The 17,290-nt window shown below is 73.7% G+C and carries 19 protein-coding genes; 9 read left to right on the top strand and 10 right to left on the bottom strand.

The features are described from left to right. Nucleotides 1-17: 17 nt before the first annotated feature. The 4 genes from rplU to obgE all read left to right on the top strand — a co-directional run bounded on the left by rplU (nt 18) and on the right by obgE (nt 2,586). On the top strand, nt 18-335 hold the full coding sequence (rplU, locus tag V3T34_RS19480) for a 50S ribosomal protein L21 (RefSeq protein ID WP_305077621.1): 318 nt from the start codon (nt 18-20) through the stop codon (nt 333-335). 43 nt (nt 336-378) lie between these two features. After that, a complete protein-coding gene (gene rpmA / locus V3T34_RS19475) occupies nt 379-660 on the top strand; it encodes a 50S ribosomal protein L27 (protein WP_060846406.1) in 282 nt (93 codons plus the stop codon). A 193-nt stretch (nt 661-853) separates the two neighbouring features. After that, nucleotides 854-1,489, top strand: coding sequence for a GNAT family N-acetyltransferase (locus V3T34_RS19470; RefSeq protein ID WP_091750843.1), 636 nt, complete (start codon nt 854-856; stop codon nt 1,487-1,489). 68 nt (nt 1,490-1,557) lie between these two features. Continuing rightward, nucleotides 1,558-2,586 (top strand): GTPase ObgE, encoded by a 1,029-nt coding sequence (obgE, locus tag V3T34_RS19465; protein WP_091886693.1) that lies wholly within the window; start codon nt 1,558-1,560, stop codon nt 2,584-2,586. A 31-nt stretch (nt 2,587-2,617) separates the two neighbouring features. On the opposite strand, the gene V3T34_RS19460 is transcribed toward obgE, so the two are convergent. From V3T34_RS19460 to V3T34_RS19440, 5 genes are all read right to left on the bottom strand, one after another. Continuing rightward, nucleotides 2,618-5,521 carry a bifunctional [glutamine synthetase] adenylyltransferase/[glutamine synthetase]-adenylyl-L-tyrosine phosphorylase gene (locus V3T34_RS19460; RefSeq protein ID WP_305077622.1) on the bottom strand — a complete coding sequence of 968 codons (2,904 nt, stop codon included), beginning with the start codon at nt 5,519-5,521 and terminating at the stop codon, nt 2,618-2,620. Further along, complete coding sequence (locus tag V3T34_RS19455; protein WP_305077632.1) at nt 5,518-6,948, bottom strand: HAMP domain-containing sensor histidine kinase; 1,431 nt, start codon at nt 6,946-6,948, stop codon at nt 5,518-5,520. Before V3T34_RS19455 ends, V3T34_RS19460 begins: the two co-directional genes overlap by 4 nt. Before the next feature lie 56 nt (nt 6,949-7,004). Next, nucleotides 7,005-7,694 (bottom strand): response regulator transcription factor, encoded by a 690-nt coding sequence (locus V3T34_RS19450; RefSeq protein WP_060849267.1) that lies wholly within the window; start codon nt 7,692-7,694, stop codon nt 7,005-7,007. 410 nt (nt 7,695-8,104) lie between these two features. Further along, a complete protein-coding gene (locus V3T34_RS19445) occupies nt 8,105-8,845 on the bottom strand; it encodes a YoaK family protein (RefSeq protein WP_060846410.1) in 741 nt (246 codons plus the stop codon). A 224-nt stretch (nt 8,846-9,069) separates the two neighbouring features. After that, entirely contained in the window at nt 9,070-9,699 is a 630-nt protein-coding gene (locus tag V3T34_RS19440; protein ID WP_305077623.1) for a pyridoxamine 5'-phosphate oxidase family protein, read from the bottom strand. A 183-nt stretch (nt 9,700-9,882) separates the two neighbouring features. Here V3T34_RS19440 and V3T34_RS19435 point away from each other — a divergent pair, with 183 nt between their 5' ends. Both V3T34_RS19435 and V3T34_RS19430 read left to right on the top strand, forming a co-directional pair. Beyond that, complete coding sequence (locus tag V3T34_RS19435) at nt 9,883-10,701, top strand: thioredoxin domain-containing protein (protein WP_305077624.1); 819 nt, start codon at nt 9,883-9,885, stop codon at nt 10,699-10,701. A gap of 123 nt (nt 10,702-10,824) precedes the next feature. Continuing rightward, a complete protein-coding gene (locus tag V3T34_RS19430) occupies nt 10,825-11,658 on the top strand; it encodes a beta-keto acid cleavage family enzyme (RefSeq protein WP_091886705.1) in 834 nt (277 codons plus the stop codon). A 21-nt stretch (nt 11,659-11,679) separates the two neighbouring features. On the opposite strand, the gene V3T34_RS19425 is transcribed toward V3T34_RS19430, so the two are convergent. From V3T34_RS19425 to V3T34_RS19415, 3 genes are all read right to left on the bottom strand, one after another. Next, nucleotides 11,680-12,744 carry a lytic transglycosylase domain-containing protein gene (locus tag V3T34_RS19425; protein WP_305077625.1) on the bottom strand — a complete coding sequence of 355 codons (1,065 nt, stop codon included), beginning with the start codon at nt 12,742-12,744 and terminating at the stop codon, nt 11,680-11,682. Nucleotides 12,745-12,979: 235 nt separating this feature from the next. Then, on the bottom strand, nt 12,980-14,329 hold the full coding sequence (locus tag V3T34_RS19420) for a DUF5666 domain-containing protein (protein ID WP_305077626.1): 1,350 nt from the start codon (nt 14,327-14,329) through the stop codon (nt 12,980-12,982). Between the two features lie 11 nt (nt 14,330-14,340). Further along, nucleotides 14,341-15,192 carry a DUF6502 family protein gene (locus tag V3T34_RS19415; protein ID WP_060846415.1) on the bottom strand — a complete coding sequence of 284 codons (852 nt, stop codon included), beginning with the start codon at nt 15,190-15,192 and terminating at the stop codon, nt 14,341-14,343. A gap of 158 nt (nt 15,193-15,350) precedes the next feature. Between V3T34_RS19415 and V3T34_RS19410 the strand changes: the two genes are divergently transcribed. The 3 genes from V3T34_RS19410 to V3T34_RS19400 all read left to right on the top strand — a co-directional run bounded on the left by V3T34_RS19410 (nt 15,351) and on the right by V3T34_RS19400 (nt 16,674). Then, nucleotides 15,351-15,560, top strand: coding sequence for a hypothetical protein (locus tag V3T34_RS19410; protein ID WP_305077627.1), 210 nt, complete (start codon nt 15,351-15,353; stop codon nt 15,558-15,560). Between the two features lie 16 nt (nt 15,561-15,576). Then, the gene (locus V3T34_RS19405) at nt 15,577-15,792 is read left to right on the top strand and encodes an immunoglobulin domain-containing family protein (RefSeq protein WP_060846417.1); all 216 of its coding nucleotides are present in this window, start codon (nt 15,577-15,579) and stop codon (nt 15,790-15,792) included. Between the two features lie 102 nt (nt 15,793-15,894). Further along, a complete protein-coding gene (locus V3T34_RS19400; RefSeq protein WP_305077628.1) occupies nt 15,895-16,674 on the top strand; it encodes an outer membrane protein in 780 nt (259 codons plus the stop codon). Between the two features lie 73 nt (nt 16,675-16,747). Here V3T34_RS19400 and V3T34_RS19395 read toward each other — a convergent pair whose 3' ends face one another. Beyond that, nucleotides 16,748-17,029: a CsbD family protein gene (locus V3T34_RS19395; RefSeq protein WP_091886721.1), complete on the bottom strand. Its 282-nt coding sequence runs from the start codon at nt 17,027-17,029 to the stop codon at nt 16,748-16,750. A 134-nt stretch (nt 17,030-17,163) separates the two neighbouring features. After that, nucleotides 17,164-17,290, bottom strand: a 127-nt coding sequence (locus V3T34_RS19390) for a type II 3-dehydroquinate dehydratase (RefSeq protein ID WP_305077633.1), incomplete at its 5' end; no start/stop codon positions are given.

The raw sequence follows: 17,290 nt of genomic DNA, 5'->3' as shown, positions 1-17,290 counted from the left end.
GAACACGGACGAGAACGATGTTCGCAGTGATCAAGACCGGCGGCAAGCAGTACCGCGTCGCCGCCAACGACGTCATCACGATCGAGAAGCTCGAGGGCGAGGCCGGCACCGCTGTCACCTTCGGCGAGGTGCTGCTGTTCGCCGACGGCGCCGGCGCGACCCAGGTCGGCGCCCCGCTGGTCTCCGGCGTCAGCGTCGCCGGCGAGATCGTCAAGCAGGCCCGCGGCCCGAAGGTCATCGCCTTCAAGAAGCGCCGCCGCCAGAACTCGCGCCGCAAGCGCGGTCACCGCCAGGACCTCACCGTGGTCCGCGTCACGGGCATCAGCGCCGCTTAAAGCTGGCCGCGAGCCCTTTTCTCAGAATTCAGGAGTTAGCCCCATGGCTCACAAGAAGGCAGGCGGTTCGTCCCGCAACGGTCGCGATTCGGCTGGTCGTCGTCTCGGCGTGAAGAAGTTCGGCAGCGAGGCCGTGATCGCCGGCAACATCATCGTGCGTCAGCGCGGCACCAAGTGGCATCCCGGCGTCAACGTCGGCATGGGCACCGACCACACCCTGTTCGCCCTCACCGCCGGCAAGGTGCAATTCATTACGAAACGCGGTCGCGCGTTCGTAACCGTCGTCGCCAACGACGCCGGCCCGGCCCTGGAGGCCGCAGAATAACCCGACGGAGCCAGTGACGAGGGAGCTCCGCCGGTGTCCCCACACCGACCCGGCGACTCCTGCTCACCTTAGGCCCCGAAACGGCCAAGCTCCGAGCGAGATCACGAGGGGAAGGTGGGGAACCACCTTCCCTTTCGTCGTTCTCGTAACCGTGCCCGAGCGGGAGGCTCTGGGTTCGGATCGGAGTCAGGCGATGTTTCCCGACCTCACCCGCGACGATGTCTTCCGGCTCGAGACCCGGAGGCTGTGGCTGCGCTGGGCCCGTCAGGCCGATGCGCAAGCCCTCGTCCGATTCGCCGGTGAGAAAGCCGTAGCCGGGATGACCGCCCGAATTCCGCATCCGCTCGATCCGCCCTCCGTGGACAATTTCATCCTGGAGTCGCGGCGGGCCAACGCGGAGGGCCGCGCGCTGGTCATGGCGATCACGCCGCGGCGGCACCCGACCCAGGCGATCGGCATCGTCAGCATCGAGCCCGACCCGGACGGCCACGCGCCGCATCTCGGCTACTGGCTCGGCACGCCGCACTGGGGCCAGGGCCTCGCGACGGAAGCCGCGCGGGCGATGATCGACGCGTTCTTCGCCTATACCGAGGGCGAGGAGCTGTCCTCCTCGGCCCGGGTGGTCAACCCGGCCTCGCGGCGGGTCCTGGAGAAGTGCGGCTTCGCCTCGGTCGGCTCGGGCCTCCAGGCCTTCCCGGCCCGGGGCGGCGTCTTCCCGGTCGACCGGTTCCGGCTCGACCGGCGCGCCTGGGACAGCCTGAAGACCTGGCACGCCGCCGGTCTCGTCTTCGCGCGCCACGACGGGGCGGAATGCCGCGTCGGCGCCTGATTGTCCGATAAGATCCGGCGGCCGGGGTCTCCTCCCCGGCCGCCATTCCCCATTCAGGAGTTCGTCCCGTGAAGTTCCTCGACGAGGCCAAGGTCTACGTCCGCTCGGGAGACGGCGGCGCCGGCTGCGTCTCGTTCCGACGCGAAAAGTTCATCGAGTTCGGCGGGCCGGACGGCGGCGACGGCGGCCGCGGCGGCGACGTCTGGATCGAGTGCGTCGAGGGGCTCAACACCCTGATCGACTACCGCTACCAGCAGCATTTCAAGGCCCGCAAGGGCGAGCACGGTTCGGGCCGCAACCGCGCCGGTGGCAAGGGCGAGGACGTGATCCTCAAGGTGCCGGCCGGCACCGAGATTCTGTCGGAGGACCGGGAGACCCTGATCGCCGATATGACCACGGTCGGCCAGCGCTTCCGCCTCGCCAAAGGCGGCAACGGCGGCTTCGGCAACGCCTACTTCACCACCTCGACCAACCGCGCCCCGAAACATGCCAATCCGGGCCTCGAAGGCCAGGAGCACTGGCTCTGGCTGCGGCTGAAGCTGATCGCCGATGCCGGCCTCGTCGGGCTTCCCAACGCCGGCAAGTCGACCTTCCTGGCCACCGTGACGGCGGCCAAGCCCAAGATCGCCGACTATCCCTTCACCACCCTGCATCCGGGGCTGGGCGTCGTACGGGTCGACACCCGCGAATTCGTGCTCGCCGACATCCCGGGCCTGATCGAGGGCGCGCACGAGGGCGTGGGCCTCGGCGACAAGTTCCTGGCCCATGTCGAGCGCTGCCGGGTGCTGCTCCACCTCGTCGAGGGCACGAGCGAGGATGCCGGCGCCGCCTACCGGCTGGTGCGCACCGAGCTCGAAGCCTACGGCCACGGGCTCGAGGACAAGCCCGAGGTGGTCGCGCTGTCGAAGGCCGACACCCTCGATCCCGAGACCCTGGAGCTCCAGGTCGCCCGGATCGAGGAGGAGACCGGCCGGAAGCCGCTGATCCTGTCCTCGGCGACCCGCCAAGGGGTGACCGAGGCCCTGCGGACGCTCATGGCCCGCATGGATGCGGCCGCCGCCGAAACGCCGGTGGAACGGCCGGCCTGGCAGCCGTAACGTCGCCCGGGGGCGCCCGCAGGCGCCCCGGCTATTTCAGGATCTCCTCGAACGCCGCGCGCACCCCGGCCCGCGTCTCGGCGAGCTGCGCGACGAGGGCCGCCTCGTCGGGCTGGCCCGAGGCCGCGGCGAGGCGGGCACGGGCCGCCGCCGGGGCGGTACGGCCGAACTCGCCCTCGACCATCAGGCGCTGCCAGTGGTGCACGTCGTCGAGGAGCCGGTAGGCGGTGACGAGGCGGCCGGCGAGGCCGGGCTCGATCAGCCCGCGGTCGCCGGCGCTCTCCAGGACCCCCGGCGCGTCGAGGCCGACGAGATCGGGATGGGCCGCGGCGTGCGATAGGATCAGGGCCTGCGCCAGGAAGTCGAGGTCGAGGAGCCCGCCCGGGGCGAGCTTGAGGTCGAGGGGGCCGTGGTCGCCCTTCTCCTTCGCCACGAGGGCCCGCATCGTCCGCACCTCGCGGGCGACCGTCTCGGGGTCGCGGGACTGGCACAGGATCGCGGCGGCGGTGGCGTCGGCCTCCGCCATCAGGCCGGGATCGCCCGCGATGGCCCGGGCCCGGGTCAGGGCCATGTGCTCCCACGGCTCCGCCTCCTCGCGCCAATAGGCGGCGAAGCGCTGCCACTGGTTGGCGATCGGGCCCTGGCCGCCGCTTGGGCGCAGGCGCAGGTCGACCTCGTAGAGCCGCCCGCGCCGGGTCGGCACGGTGAGCGCGGCGACGAGGCGCTGGGTCAGGCGGTTGTAGTAGACCGCGGCATCGAGCGGGCGCTTGCCGTCGCTCTCGCGGGCGTCGGGATCGAAATCGTACAGGACCACGAGGTCTAGGTCGGAATCGGCGGTGAGCTGGCGCGAGCCGAGGCGACCGAGGCCGAGCACCGCGAAGCGCCCGCCCGGCACCCGCCCGTGATCGGCGGCGAAGACCGATTCGACCGCCCGGAGCGCCGAGGCCACCACCGCCTCGGCGATGCCCGCATAGGCCCGGCCGGCGCCCGCGGGCGGCAGGATGCCGGAGAGGAGGCGCGCGCCGGTGACGAAGCGCAACTGGCGGGCGGCGTCGCGGCTGCGGTCGAGGAAGTCCTCGTAGTCGCGGGGCTGGCCGAGGCCGGTACGGAGCTGCTCGGCCAGCGCCCCGGCCTCGGTCACCGGGGCGACGAAGGCCGGGTCGATCACCGCGTCGAGGACGTGCGGGCTGAACGCCACGGTATCGGCGAGCCGCGGCACGGTGCCGAGGAGATCGGCGAAGAGCAGCCGCAGCCGCTCGTGCGAGCGCAGGATGGTAAGAAGCTCGACCGCCGCCGGCATCCGACCGAAGGCGCGGTCGAGGGCGGCGAGCGCCCCATCCGGGTCGGCGGTGCCGGACAGCGCCTGGATCAGGGGTGGGACCAGGTCGGTCAGCACCTCGCGGGCGCGGGGGCTCGTCACCGCCGGGCGGCGGCCGAAATGCCAGCCGCGCACCGTCTCAGTCGCCCGCTCCGGCGCCCGGAAGCCGAGGCTGCGCAGGGTGGCCAGCGTGCCGGGATCGTCCTCGACCCCGGTGAAGACGAGGTCGCCGACCTCCGCGGCGAGGTCGGGCTCGGCCTCGAACAACAGGGCGTAATGGCCCTGCACCCGGCGCGCCTCGGCGGTCAGCGCGTCGCCGAATGCGGTCTCGTCGGCGTAGCCGAGGAAGCGGGCGAATCTCGCGAGCTTGCCCGGATCCTCGGGCAGGCGCTGGGTCTGCTCGTCGGCCACCATCTGCAGCCGGTGCTCGACGGTGCGCAGGAAGCGGTAGGCCTCCCCCAATTCGTCGCGGGCCTCCGGGGTGATCCAGCCCTCGTCGTGCAGCGCGCGCAGCATCTCGAGCGTACGACGGCCGCGCAGCGAGGGGCGCCTCCCGCCGAAGACGAGCTGCTGGGTCTGGACGAAGAACTCGACCTCGCGGATGCCGCCGCGCCCGAGCTTGATGTCGTGGCCCGCCACCGCGATGGCGCCGTGGCCCCGCACGGCGTGGATCTGCCGCTTCATCGCGTGGACGTCGGCGATCGAGGCGAAGTCGAAGTACTTGCGCCAGATGAACGGCCGCAGCTCGGCGAGGAATGTCTCCGCCAAAGTCTGGTCGCCGGCGACCGGGCGCGCCTTGATGAAGGCGGCGCGCTCCCAGTTCTGCCCCACCGTCTCGTAGTAGGTGTAGGCGGAGGGCAGCGACAGGGCGGTCGGGGTCGAGCCGGGATCGGGCCGCAGGCGGTAATCGACCCGGTGGACGTAGCCGTCGGCGGTGCGCTCCTGCAGGAGCTTGGCGACCGCTTGCGCGATCCGGCTGAAGAACGGCGTCGCCTCGACGCCGGCGCGCAACGGCGCCGTGTCGGGATCGAACAGCACGATCAGGTCGACGTCGCTCGAATAGTTCAGCTCGCCGGATCCGAGCTTGCCCATGCCGAGCACGATCAGCCCCGACCCCTCCTGGGGCTTCGACGGATCGGGCGGCAGGAACCGGCCGGTGCCGGCGGCCTGGGCCAGCGCCGCGTCGACCGCGGCGCCGACCGAGGCGTCGGCGAAGTCCGAGAGCGCCGCGGTCACCTCTTCCAGCGACCACACCCCGCCGATATCGGCGAGCGCCACCAGGAGCGCGTGGGCGGCGCGGTTGCGCCGAAGCCCGGCGGCGACGTCGCCGCCGGCAAGTCCGGCCGCCCGCTGGTCGGCCAGGATCGCCGCGTTGGAATCCTCCGGCGCGCGTTCCAGGAGCCCGGCGAGGCGGGTCGGATCGCGGGCGGCGAGCCCCCACAGGAACGGCGAATGGTCGGCGAGCCCGAGGAGCAGGCCGCGGGCCGGGCCGCCCTCGCCGATCAGCGGCGCGAGGCCGGGCGCCTCTGCAAGCAGGTCGGCGACGCGCGAATGGGCACGCTCCGGGTCGGCGAGGCGGGGCGCCCGGGCGAGACGCGCGGAAAGGGACCCGGTCACGCCGTCGTCTCCCGCGGGGCTTGAACCTCCCGTGCGGCCGGCGCCGGCAGGCGCAGCACGGCGCGCAGGCCCGGCGCGTTGTCCTCCAGCGCGAAGGTGCCCTGGTGCAGCCGCGCCACCGCGTTGACGAGGCTGAGGCCTAGACCGAAGCCCGGACGGGTACGGGCGGTCTCGAGCCGCACGAAGCGCTCCAGCACCCGGCCGCGATCGGCTTCGGGGATCCCCTCGCCCTGGTCGGCGACCGCGAGCAGCACGGCCCCGTCCTCGCGCCGGGCGGTGACGCAGACCACCGGCGGGACCGTCGGATCGGCCGGCCTCTGCCCGTACTTCAGGGCATTGTCGATCAGGTTCGCCATCGCCTGTCCGATCAGCTCGCGGCTGCCGTGCAGCAGGAGACCGTCCTCGATCTCCGTCCGCAACCCGACGCCGCGTTCCTCCGCCACCGCTTCGTACAACTCGCCGACCTCGAGAGCGACCGCGCCTGCGTCGAAATCCGCCAGCCCCTCGCGGGCGTTGCCGGCCTCGAGGCGAGCGATCATCAGGAGCGCGTTGAACACCCGGATCAGGTTGTCGCTCTCCTCGATGTTGGCTTCCAGCGCCGCGCGCAGGGATTCCGGGTCGTCGCCCTCGCGCAAGGCCGCGTCGGCCTTGTTGCGCAGGCGGGTGAGCGGGGTCTTGAGGTCGTGGGCGATGTTGTCCGAGACCTCGCGCATGCCGCGCATCAGCTCGCCGATGCGGTCGAGCATGGCGTTGAGGTTGCTTGCCAGCCGGTCGAGCTCGTCGCCGGTGCCGGCCAGCGTCAGCCGCCCGTCGAGGTCGCCCGCCATGATGCTCCGGGTGATCTCGGTCATGTGGTCGACGCGCTTGAGGACGCGTTGCGCGATGAACCAGCTGCCGAGGAAGCCGAGGCCCACCACCAGCATCAGCGACCAGGCGAAGGCGCGCCCGATCACCGCCCGCAGCCGGTCGCGCTCCTCGACGTCGCGGCCGACGAGGAGGCGGAAGCCCCCCGGCAGGGTGAAGATGCGCACGATCGCCCGGTGCTCGACGCGGTCGCCGTCGGTGCTGCGGCCGTAGGTCGTCTCGGTCTGGCCGGGCTCGTTCAGCACCCCGGGCGGCAGGGTCTCGACGTTGCCGACGACGTGCTCGCCCGCCGGCGTGGTGACGAGGTAGAGCGAGGCGCCCGGCTCGCGCGAGCGGCGCTCGACCACGCTGACGAGGCGGCGGATGCCGCCCGCGGCGTACTGGTCGGACAGGCCGTTTATCTCGGCCTCGATGGTCGAGACGATCTGGTCGTCGAGGACGCGCCGGGCGTTCCAGGCGACGTAGCCGAGCGCGAAGAACGCGAAGGCGGCGAAGACCAGGAGGTAGGCGAGCGACAGCTTGAAGGCTGTGGTGCGAAACAGCGTGCCGAGGCGCACGAGCACGCCGTCGGGCCCTGCGGCCTGGCCCGCCGGAGCCGGCGGGGTCGCGGTCCGGGCGCTCACGCCTCGCCGCCGGCGCGGACCATGTAGCCCGCCCCCCGCACGGTGTGGATCATCGGCCGCTCGAAGCCCTTGTCGACCTTGGCGCGCAGGCGCGACACATGGACGTCGATGACGTTGGTCTGCGGGTCGAAATGGTAGTCCCAGACGTGCTCGAGCAGCATCGTGCGGGTGACGACCTGGCCGGCGTGGCGCATCAGGTACTCGAGCAGGCGGAATTCCCGCGGCTGGAGCGGGATCTCCTGCCCGGCCCGGGTCACCCGGTGCGACAGCCGGTCGAGCTCGAGGTCGCCGACGCGGTAGCTCGTCGCCTCCGTGGCCGCTCCGCCGCCGCGGCGGCGGGCCAGGACCTCGATCCGCGCCATCAGCTCGGAGAAGGCGTAGGGTTTCGGCAGGTAGTCGTCGCCGCCGGCCTTGAGGCCCTTCACCCGGTCGTCGACCTGGCCGAGCGCCGAGAGGATCAGCACCGGGGTCTCGACGCCCTGCTCGCGCAGGGAGCGGATCAGCGACAGCCCGTCGAGCTTCGGCAGCATCCGGTCGACCACCAGCACGTCGTAGGCGCCCTCGCGGGCGAGGGCGTAGCCGTCGAGGCCGTCATCGGCGGTGTCGGCGACGTGGCCGGCCTCGCGGAAGGCCTTGGACAGGTAGCTGGACGCCTCTCGGTCGTCCTCGATGATCAGGAGGCGCATGTCGGACATTCTAGGGCAGTTCCCGGGCGCGCGGGAGAGCGTCCCGCGCCGGGATCCTGGCGCCCTGGACCCGGGGCGGTCCCCGGACCCGGCGCATCGTGCCGGGGGAGGAGAACCGGCACGGTGCGTCGGGCGTCGCCGAGAGGTCGGCAGGCCGAGCCGGGGGACTCGGCCTGCCGTGGCGCGGAACGCCGGGTCGTCTGGGGGGCGATGATGGTGACCCGGCGCCCCGGCCCTCGGGGCCTAGGACGCGCCGGCGCCCCGGGGGTGGGAGGCGCCGCCGCATCCGGCGACCCTGCCGTTCTAGGCTCCCCGGGCTTACGCCCGTGTCTCCGCACCATGAACTCTGCGTAATCTTGGCTGCGGGCGACATCCTCCCGCGGGCGGAGGTCCGCCCGCGGGAGGATGCGTCACACCACCGGCGGCGCCGTCGCGGCGGCGTCGGGCGCCGGGGACTTCGTGCCCGAGACCAGCGGCCCGTCGCCGTGGATCAGCGTCATCACGAGCGCCACGACCGCGAGCAGAGCCGCCACCACGGCGGGAACCAGGAAGGCGCTCTCGCCGAAAGCGGCGTGCAGGAGGCCGCCCGAGATCGCCCCGAAGGTCAGCGCGGCCCAGAGCGGCGCCTGGATCCAGAACGACGGCGAGGGATGGCCGAGGAGCAGGTTGGCGAGCCCGGTGCCGAAGCGCACCACCGCACCGGTGACGTAGGTGAGCGCCAGGCTGCGGCCCTCCTCGTCCTGCAGCACGGCGTTCTGCATCCCGAGCGCCAGCACGATCGGGTAGGCGTGGAGCGGGAACTCGAAGGGCCCGCGCGGCATCAGGAGGCCGACGGCGAGAAGCAGCGCCTGCAGGGTAAGGAGCACGGCGAGCCGCCAGTAGCCCACCGCCGCGGCCAGCAGGGTGCCGATGAACGCCCCGAAGCAGAACAGCGCGATGGTGCTGCCGACCCGGGTGACGTTGCCCCAGTCGCCCAGGCTGACCGCGACGCCGAAGCGGGTGGTGTTGCCGCTCATGAAGGACATGAACAGCTGCGAGAATTCGAGGAACCCGATCGCGTCCGCGCAGCCGGCCAGCGCCGACAGGGCCAGCGCGAACGGTACCCGCGTGCTCGCGGCGGCCGGAAAGGCCTTGGTTTCCTTCTCTGCCATTCACCCCTTCTCCTCGTACTGCCCTCGGGGCAGATTGATTGCCCATGCGGAACCGAGCCGGAGCGGAACGGTTCCGTTGCGCGGCATCGAACGCGGTGCGAGACGGTTGGGGTGTGCGGTTTCTCACATCGGGTGTCGGGGTCGTCCGCCTCCCCGCCGCCGGAGGTGGACGATCCGTCCCTCGCCGGACGTGCCCGGGGCACGGGATGGCGCGCGGTGCCGGCTCAGTAGAGCCGGGTACGGTAGGATTCCTCCATCAGCCGCTCGGCCTCGGCGACGCCGATCGCGCCGGTCTGGTCGGACAGGATGCGGCCAAGGCTCGGGACCCGGTCGCGGGGCACCTGGGCCGCCGGATCCCACAGCCGGGCACGCATCACCGCCTTGCCGCAATGGAAGAACGCCTCGCGTACCGTGACGACGAGGCCGGTCGTCGGCACCTTTCCTTGCGCGGCGAGCGGCGCCAGCAGCGCGGCGTCGGTGGTGAGGCGGGCTGTGCCGTTCACCCGCAGGGTCTCGGTGATGCCCGGCACCAGGAAGATCAGGCCGATTCCCGGCGCCGCCAGCAGGTTGCCGAAGCTGTCGGCGCGGTTGTTGCCGCGCCGGTCCGGGATCAGCAGGGTGGCGTCGTCGACGACCTGGACGAAGCCCGGCGCGTCGCCCCGGGGGCTCGCATCGGCTCGACCCTCGGCGTCGGCGGTGGCGACCACCAGGAACGGCGAGAGCGCGATGAAGGCGCGGGCATGCGGATCGAGCCGGGGCAGCACCTTGCCCTCGGCGAGGCGGCTGACCGGGCCCATATGGCCGCGCAGTTCCTCCTCGGTGCGGATCTCCGCCTCGGTGCGCGTCTCGTCCATCCGGCTCTCCCGCTCATGTCCGGGCGTGCGCCCCGTCACGCCTGCGGCCCGTTGTCCGGTGCACCCGCCCCGGCCCGCCATGCCCTATCTCGATCAGGGTGCTGCCTGCGGGCGGGCCAGGCAAGGTCCGCGAGGAGGCAAGGTTCGCGACGAGGCAGGTCCACGAGGAGGATGGGACAAGCGATGAGACGTCCCGGCCGCCGGCCGTTCCGAGGCGCGCGCCGCCTCGCCGCCGCGGCTCTTCTGACCGCCCTCGCCCATCCGGCCGCGGCGGGCCTGACGCCGAAGGATCTCGCCGGCGTCGCCCTGGCGCCGTCGCCGGATGCCCGCGCGCCCCTCGATGCCGCCTTCACCCGGGCCGTGGACGGGCGCGGCACGAGCCTCGGCGAGGCGATGGGCGGCCGCCCCACCCTGCTGATGCCGCTCGACTATGCCTGCCGCAATGTCTGCGACCCGATGCTGGCGGTCGCCGGCGCGGCGCTCGCCGCCACCGACCTGCAACCCGGCATCGACTACCGCCTGGTGACCCTCGGCTTCAATCCGCGGGCCGATGCGGGCCAGGCCCGCGCGATGGTGGCCGAGCAACTCGGGACCGGCCCCGTCCTGGACCAGGCCGTGGTGCTGCTGGGCTCCCCCGCCCCGGTCGCCGCGGTGACGCGGGCGGTGGGCTACGCCTACGCGTACGACCGGGACACCGAATCCTACGCCCACCCGGCCGGCGCCCTGGTGCTCTCGGGCGACGGGCGGGTCGCCCGGGCGCTCTCGCCCCTGGCGATGACCGCCCGCGACCTGCGGCTCGCCCTGGTCGAGGCCGGCGAGGGCCGGGTCGGCGGGCTCGCCGACAGGCTGGTGCTGCTCTGCTACGGCTACGATCCGCAGACGGGCGTCTACACCCCGCTGATCCGCCGCGTCCTGACGATGTTCGGCCTCGCGACCGTGCTGGCGATCGCCGGGCTGGTCTGGTGGCTGCAGCGGCGGTCGGGCCCGGCCCGTTCGGCGTGACGGGAACGAACGGTCCCGCTGGGCGGCGGACCGCCGACGGTGCAGAGTGCGGCGCCGGGCCCCGAATCGCCCGGCGGAGGACGCGGGCCGCGGGGCCGCGAGCGAAGGGAACCGAGCGACAGGATGACAGCCCCCCTCGTGATCACGGTGGCGCCCAACGGCGCCCGCCGCACCAAGGCCGACCACCCCGCCCTGCCGATCGACCCGCGGGAGATCGGCCTCGAGGCGGCACGCTGCCGCGAGGCCGGCGCGGCGATGATCCACCTGCACGTCCGCGACGCCGAGAACCGCCACACCCTCGACCTCGACCGCTACCGGGCGGCCCTGGCGGCGGTGCGCCGCGAGGCGGGCCCGGAGATGATCTGCCAGGTCACCACCGAGGCGGTCGGCCTCTACAGCCCGGCCGAGCAGATGGCGGCGATGCGGGCGCTCAAGCCCGAGGCGTTCTCGGTCGCCCTGCGCGAGCTCTTCGCCGAGCCGGAGGACGAGGCGGCGGCCGCCGCGTTCCTGGCCGAGCAGGCCCGGGCCGGCGTGCTGGTCCAGCACATCCTGTACGATGCCGGCGACGTCACCCGCTTCCAGGGCCTCGCCGCCCGGGGGCTGATCCCGCTCGAGCGGGCGAGCGCGCTGTTCGTGCTCGGCCGCTACGCGGTGGGCCAGCGCTCGGACCCCGCCGACCTCTTGCCCTTCCTCGCCGCCTGGACGTCGGAGCACCGCCTCGACCTGCCCTGGGCGTTGTGCGCCTTCGGTCCCCGGGAGGCGGCCTGCCTCGTCGCGGCGGCGACGCTCGGCGGTCATGCGCGGGTGGGGTTCGAGAACAACCTCTGGCGCCCCGACGGCCGTCCGGCCGCGAGCAATGCCGCGCAGGTCGCGGACCTCGCCGGTCTGGCGCGAGCGCTCGGAATCGCGGTCGCGACCGGGGCGCAGGCGCGGGCGCTGTTCACCGGGGAGGCGTGACGGGGCCGGCCCCGGGGCCGGCTACTGGCTGACGGCGGCCGCGGCCGGCTCGGGGGTCGCGGCGGCGGTCTGCGGCACCGGGGGCGCCGGCTTGCGCACGACGAAGTGGCGGAACTCCACCGGGCGGCGCGGCGGCATCGGCATCGCGGGCTTCGCCTCCTCCGCCGGGGGGGCGGCCGGATCGAGGGCGGCAACGGTCGTGGTCGCGGCGGGGGCGGCGGGAGCCGGGGTGGCCGCGAGGCTGATCGTCTGGCCGGAGGTCGGGAAGGGCGAGGCGGCGGCGGGGCCGGCATAGGCGAGGGCGGCGCCCGCGACCGGCTCCGGGGCGGCGTGGAACGCCAGGGAGGCGGGGCGCACCGGCGGCAGCGGCACCTTGACGACCGGCTCGGGGAGGTCGGGCAGCTGGTACTGCGAGGGCGCCTGCGCCTGGGCGGTCGTCGGCTGGAAGGCCGCGGAGGCGACCTGCTGCGGGGCGGTGGTGGGCGGCGGCAGGACGTACTGCGTCGTCGAGCCGGTCGGGGCGAGCGCGGTGGAGAGCGCGGCGACCGACGGGTCGGCGGAGGCCGTCGCGGTCGTGGCCGCCGGCCGGGCGCCGAAGACGTTGGAAAGGAACTTGCCGAGGGGGTTGGCGGGAGCGCCGACGTCGCGGACCGGCGGCGCCTCGAGCTCGGCCACGTCGGTGCGGATTCCAGCGCGCTTGGCGGCGTAGTAGTAGCCGCGGGCGTAGTAGCTGTAGGCCTGGCTCTCGTTGCCGTGGGCGGTCTTGTAGGCGCCGGCCAGGTAGGCGACGCCGTAGGTCAGGTTGATCTTGGCGTCGAGCAGGCCGGAGGCCGGGCCGCTGTAGCCGAGGGCCCGGGCGGTACCGTGCTTGATCTGCATCAGGCCCATCGCGCCGCCGCGGCCGACCGCGCGGGGATTGTAGCCGCTCTCCCGCTTCACCACCCGGTGGATGAAGCTCGCCGGGACGCCGTTGGCCTTGGCGTGCGCCTCGATCAGCGCGTCGATGTTGTCGCGAACCGGGCTCACCTGGGCCGTGGCCGGGAGCGGCGCCGCGACGGCGACGGCAATGAGGAGGCGCTTGCGCATGCAGGACCTGCTGGAGGGAGCCGGTGCGCTGCCGCACCGACGGGAAGGCTCATCCTGCTCCGTTTCAAATGCGGCGGGAAAGAGACTTGGCCGTTCCGCGACCGAACTTGGCCGTTAACTCCACCGGAAAACAGCCAGGTTTCGCGCTGCGGTGTGGCCCTGCGGGCACAGGAACGGCGTCTTCTTCGGTTTCCCCAGGCGCCGGCCCGGCGCTGGCGGGACGAGTGATTCGCCCCTAGCGCCGTCCGCCACCGCCGAAGCCGCCGCCGGGTCCCGCGCCCCCGAACCCGCCGCCGGGCCCCTCGCCGCCGGGACGGCCGAACCCGCCGGGGCCGCCGCCGCCTTGCCCGCCGAGCCCCCCCGGTCCCCCGAAGCCGCCCGGACCGCCGAACCGGCCCGGCCCTTCGGCGCCCGGAATCCGCGTGTCGATCTCGCCGCGGCCCGGTTGCCCGCCCTCGCGTCCGCCGAAAGGGCGCTCGCCGCCGGGACGCCCGTTCGGGCTCCCTTGCCCGCCGCCCGGCCGACCGGGCGATCCCTCCGGGCCGCCGCGACCCGGCCCACCCCGGCCGGGCTCCCCTCGTCCAGCCCGTCCCTGCCCGGGACCAGTCTGTCCGGCACCTTCGCCCTGCCCCCGTTCCCGCCCGGCCGGGTCGGGCCGCAGGCGCACGGCGTCGAGGTCGATCCGGCCGCCGCGGCTGGCGCGTCCGTCGAGGATCGCGAGCCCGCCGCCGGCCGGGACGAGGCCGCCGCGGCCCGCTACCGCGTAGCCGGCCCCGGTGCGGAAGCTCCCGCCCTCGCGCGCGACGTAGGCTTCGATCGAGAGGCGCCCGGCTTCCGGTCCGAACGGTTCGCTCGCCGGGACCGCCCGGGTCACCGCCAGCCGGCCGCCCGACAGGCTTCCCTCCGCCACCGCCCGGCCGCCGGCGAGCGCCGCATCCATCCCTGCAAGCGGCAGGTTGCCGATGCGCAGGGCCCCGGCGGGCCCGCGCCGCACCGGGCCGGCGACGAGATCGGGGGCGCCGCCCGCGGGGTCGATCCGGCTCGCCGCGATGCTGCCGTCCGGCCGTCGCAATCCGCTGACCGCGATCCGCTCGCCGACCCGCGGCCGCGGCATCTCGGGCGGCAGGCCGGCGGTCACGACCGTCTGGCCGAGCACCGTCAGCCGATCGGACGCGGCGCGCTGGACCGGGCCGACCACCTCGTGGATTACCGCGATGCCCGCGGTGGAGAGCCCCGATTCTCCCCCGACCGCCAGCGTCCGCACGACCTGGCCGACCCGCAGATCCGCGACCCCGGCCGGGCGCCCGTCGATCGTCACCGGCACCTCGGGCGGGTAAGCGATGCGCAGGTCGTTGACGATGATGCTGCCGAAGCCCCGGATGGTGCCCACGACGCCGGTGCCCCCGATGCCGCGGTCGCCCTCCTCGTCGGGCCCCGGGCGGATGCCGGTGCCGCCGATGCCCTGGTCGAGGATCTTGTCGCCGGCCGCCCCCGCCGGCCCGGCCGCCGCCAGCCAGGCGACGCCGGAGACGAGGCGCAGCAGGCCGCGCCGGGACAGGGACGCGGAACGGGGCGGGTGTCGCAAGGGCCGGGTCCTCACGGCGCACCGCTCTCCGGCGCCGGCGGGACCGGCCGCGGGGCGTCCTCGGTGTAGATGTAGATGCCGAAGTTCCAGCGCGCCTCGCCGCCGGGATCGGTTTCGCAGGCCGCGTGCGCCTCGCGGTTGGCCTGCTGCAGCGCCTCCATGGCGATCTCCCGCGCCCGCGCCTCGAGCCGCCGTGCCAGGGCCGGCGAGAGCCCGTCGTAATGCACGGCGCGCTCGAGGAAGCGCGGCTTCTCCTCCAGGATGTTGGCGACCGACGCGGCGATGTGGTCGTGCAGGTTGCGGCCGAAATAGTAGAGCTGCTGGCTGCCGCCGCCGCTCGGCACGAAGGCGGCTTCGGCGAGCACGATGCGCTCGTCGGCGTCCAAGGTGACGAGGCCGCGGTCGAGCCACTCGTCCAGCACCGCGCGGGGGCGCAGGTCCCGGGTCACCGAGGCGACGAGGCTCTCGAAGGACGGCCCGCTCTCCGCCGCGCGCGGCAGCGGGCGCGGTCGGCCGTCGGTTTCGGTGAATTCGGGGGCGGCCACCCAGCGGGCGATGATGCGGCTGGTGCGCGAGACCGCCGCCGGTACCGCGCTCACCGGGGCCCCGGCCCCGCGCAGGCGGCGCACCTCCTTGCGGTGGATGCCGGTGAGCAGGCTGACCCGGCTGTCGGTCTGGTCCTTGCCGGGCAGCGCGAAATCGTACTCGGCGACGTTCACGTAGAGCTCGCGCAGGAGGTCCGTCAGCGCCGGGAACGTGATCCCGCAGCGCACGAACAGCCGCACCAGCGGGCGCAGCAGGCGGGCGAGCGGGGCCTGTAGCGCGGCGGCGTCCGGCGGCACTCTGTGGGACGGCTCTGACATCCTCGCCGTTGTAGCGAAGCGGACGTGGGACACAATCCCACGACATCGTGCCGTCGACCGATTTTCGATTGACGTGGGAATTTTACCCACATAAAAGGTCGGCGTGGTCAGATTTCCCACGTCGGGAGCGGCCACCGGTTCAGCCGCAGGACGCTTGCATGGCCCCTCCCCGCCTCCTCCCGTGCCGCAGTGAAGGCCCCGCACCGATCCGGCTCGACGCCGCCCGGCATCGCCGGCCCGCGCCGCGCCTGCCGGCCGCGATGCTGGTGCGCAGCCTCGTGCTGCTCGCCGGCCTCGGCCTGCCGGTCGCGGCAGCCACCCTCGCCGACCTCGCCCATCCGGCGCTCGCGCTTTCGCGGCCGCGCTGACGAAGGACCGCCTCCCATGCTCGAAGCCTTGCGCGGCGACCGGAGCCGCACCGCCCCCCTCGGCCGCGCTTTCCCGGCGCCGGAGATCGAGAGCGGCTACCCCGCCGCCCGCTCCCGCCGCACGCCGACCGACGGCGGCGATGCCGTGATCCTCGCCGCCCTCTGCCTCGTCATCGGCGGCGCGATCCTGCTGGTCGCCCTCCAGGCGGTCTGCATCGTCCAGAACCTCTGAGCCGGCCCGACGATCGAGAGCCCGGACGGCCCGCTGCCCCGGCTCGACTTCCCCGGCATCTCGCCCCGGCATCTCGCCGAAGACACACGCACGGCTTCCACGATGATCAGAACGACCGAAGCGCTCGGCCTCGCCGGCGCGCTCGCCCTCACGGCTTCCCTCACGGCCCCTCTGGCCGTCGCCACCCCGGCCCTCGCGGCGGACCTGCCGCGCCGGGCGGCCCCGCCGCCGGCCTTCACCGCCGTCCCGGTCTTCACCTGGACCGGGTTCCATGCCGGCGTGAATGCCGGTGCCGGGTTCGGCGGCGGGGGCGGCACCTTCACGGACGCCACCTACGGCACGGTGACGCCCGGCAGCCGCGACGCCGCCTTCGTCGGCGGCGGGCAGATCGGCTACGATTACCAGCTCACGCCGGGCTCGGGCTTCGTGATCGGCGCCGAGGCCGACATCCAAGGCACCACCTTCGGGCGGCCCCGCAGCGGGCTCGTCGGCACCACGACCTTCACCGATATCGGCCCGAGCCTCGACTGGTTCGGCACGGTGCGGGGCCGGATCGGCTACGCCTTCGACCGCTTCCTCGTCTACGGGACCGGCGGCTTCGCCTATGGTGGGGGCAGTACGCCGTCGACCGCCTCGTATTATACCGGTACGCTGCCGAACACCTTTCGCACCGGCTGGACCGCCGGCGGCGGTGTCGAATACGCGATCAGCGAGCGGCTGAGCGCCCGAATCGAGGCGCTGTACGTCAGCCTCGACCGCAACGGCGGCAGCGGCGGCCTCGTCTACGATGCCGCCACCACCGCCTATTACGGGCTCGGCCGGCCCAAGACCGAGTTCGGCGTGGTGCGCGCCGGCTTGAACTACCGGTTCTCGACCGACTGACCCCAGCAGGCGCCGGTCGAGGAGTGCCGGGGACGATGCGCACGCATCGCCCCCGGTGCCTTTCGGCGCGCGCCTACTTGTCGAGGGCGTTCTCGATCGTGTCCTTGGCCTTGCCGCGCTCCTGCAGCGCCTGGCCGCGAAGCTTCTGCTCGCGTCCCTCGGCCTTCAGCGCCTCGTCCTCGGTCAGGTTGCCGACGCCGCGCTTGGCGCTGCCGACCGCCTCGTTGGCCAGCCCCTTCAGACGGTCGACCGCGCCCGCCGTCGTCGGCGTGTCGTCGGCGAGCGCCGGGCCGGCGGTCACGAGAACGAGACCCAGGAGGGCGCAACGGAGCGCCGGGATGCGGATGCTGCTCATGCGGGGATACCCGACGGTTTCAGGGGAGCGCGGTCATACCGGACGATCCCGTCCGGGCAATGGTCCGCCCATACCAGATCGCGCCGCCGGATACCGGTATCGAGCCGGTGTCCCGCCGCGGCCCGGCCCATCGTTCAGGCCTTCGCGTCGATGAGCTGGGCGATGCGGCGCAGGGCCAGCCCGTAGCCCTGCGTGCCCAGGCCCGCGATCACCCCGTCGGCGCGCAGCGAGACGTAGGAGTGGTGGCGGAAGGCCTCGCGC

It is taken from the genome of Methylobacterium ajmalii, assembly GCF_036448855.1.
Classification (GTDB): domain Bacteria; phylum Pseudomonadota; class Alphaproteobacteria; order Rhizobiales; family Beijerinckiaceae; genus Methylobacterium; species Methylobacterium ajmalii.
Note: the sequence above shows the minus strand (reverse complement) of the source record. Positions and strands in the feature narration are given on the sequence as shown.

What these genes read in the sequence shown, in the direction of transcription:
- V3T34_RS19440 (WP_305077623.1), bottom strand. Translation starts at nt 9,699, where the DNA reads ATGGACGAGACGCGCACCGAGGCGGAGATCCGCACCGAGGAGGAACTG.
- V3T34_RS19445 (WP_060846410.1), bottom strand. Translation starts at nt 8,845, where the DNA reads ATGGCAGAGAAGGAAACCAAGGCCTTTCCGGCCGCCGCGAGCACGCGG.
- V3T34_RS19395 (WP_091886721.1), bottom strand. Translation starts at nt 17,029, where the DNA reads ATGAGCAGCATCCGCATCCCGGCGCTCCGTTGCGCCCTCCTGGGTCTC.
- V3T34_RS19410 (WP_305077627.1), top strand. Translation starts at nt 15,351, where the DNA reads ATGGCCCCTCCCCGCCTCCTCCCGTGCCGCAGTGAAGGCCCCGCACCG.
- V3T34_RS19435 (WP_305077624.1), top strand. Translation starts at nt 9,883, where the DNA reads ATGAGACGTCCCGGCCGCCGGCCGTTCCGAGGCGCGCGCCGCCTCGCC.
- rpmA (WP_060846406.1), top strand. Translation starts at nt 379, where the DNA reads ATGGCTCACAAGAAGGCAGGCGGTTCGTCCCGCAACGGTCGCGATTCG.
- V3T34_RS19400 (WP_305077628.1), top strand. Translation starts at nt 15,895, where the DNA reads ATGATCAGAACGACCGAAGCGCTCGGCCTCGCCGGCGCGCTCGCCCTC.
- V3T34_RS19415 (WP_060846415.1), bottom strand. Translation starts at nt 15,192, where the DNA reads ATGTCAGAGCCGTCCCACAGAGTGCCGCCGGACGCCGCCGCGCTACAG.
- V3T34_RS19450 (WP_060849267.1), bottom strand. Translation starts at nt 7,694, where the DNA reads ATGCGCCTCCTGATCATCGAGGACGACCGAGAGGCGTCCAGCTACCTG.
- rplU (WP_305077621.1), top strand. Translation starts at nt 18, where the DNA reads ATGTTCGCAGTGATCAAGACCGGCGGCAAGCAGTACCGCGTCGCCGCC.
- V3T34_RS19425 (WP_305077625.1), bottom strand. Translation starts at nt 12,744, where the DNA reads ATGCGCAAGCGCCTCCTCATTGCCGTCGCCGTCGCGGCGCCGCTCCCG.
- V3T34_RS19470 (WP_091750843.1), top strand. Translation starts at nt 854, where the DNA reads ATGTTTCCCGACCTCACCCGCGACGATGTCTTCCGGCTCGAGACCCGG.
- V3T34_RS19405 (WP_060846417.1), top strand. Translation starts at nt 15,577, where the DNA reads ATGCTCGAAGCCTTGCGCGGCGACCGGAGCCGCACCGCCCCCCTCGGC.
- V3T34_RS19430 (WP_091886705.1), top strand. Translation starts at nt 10,825, where the DNA reads ATGACAGCCCCCCTCGTGATCACGGTGGCGCCCAACGGCGCCCGCCGC.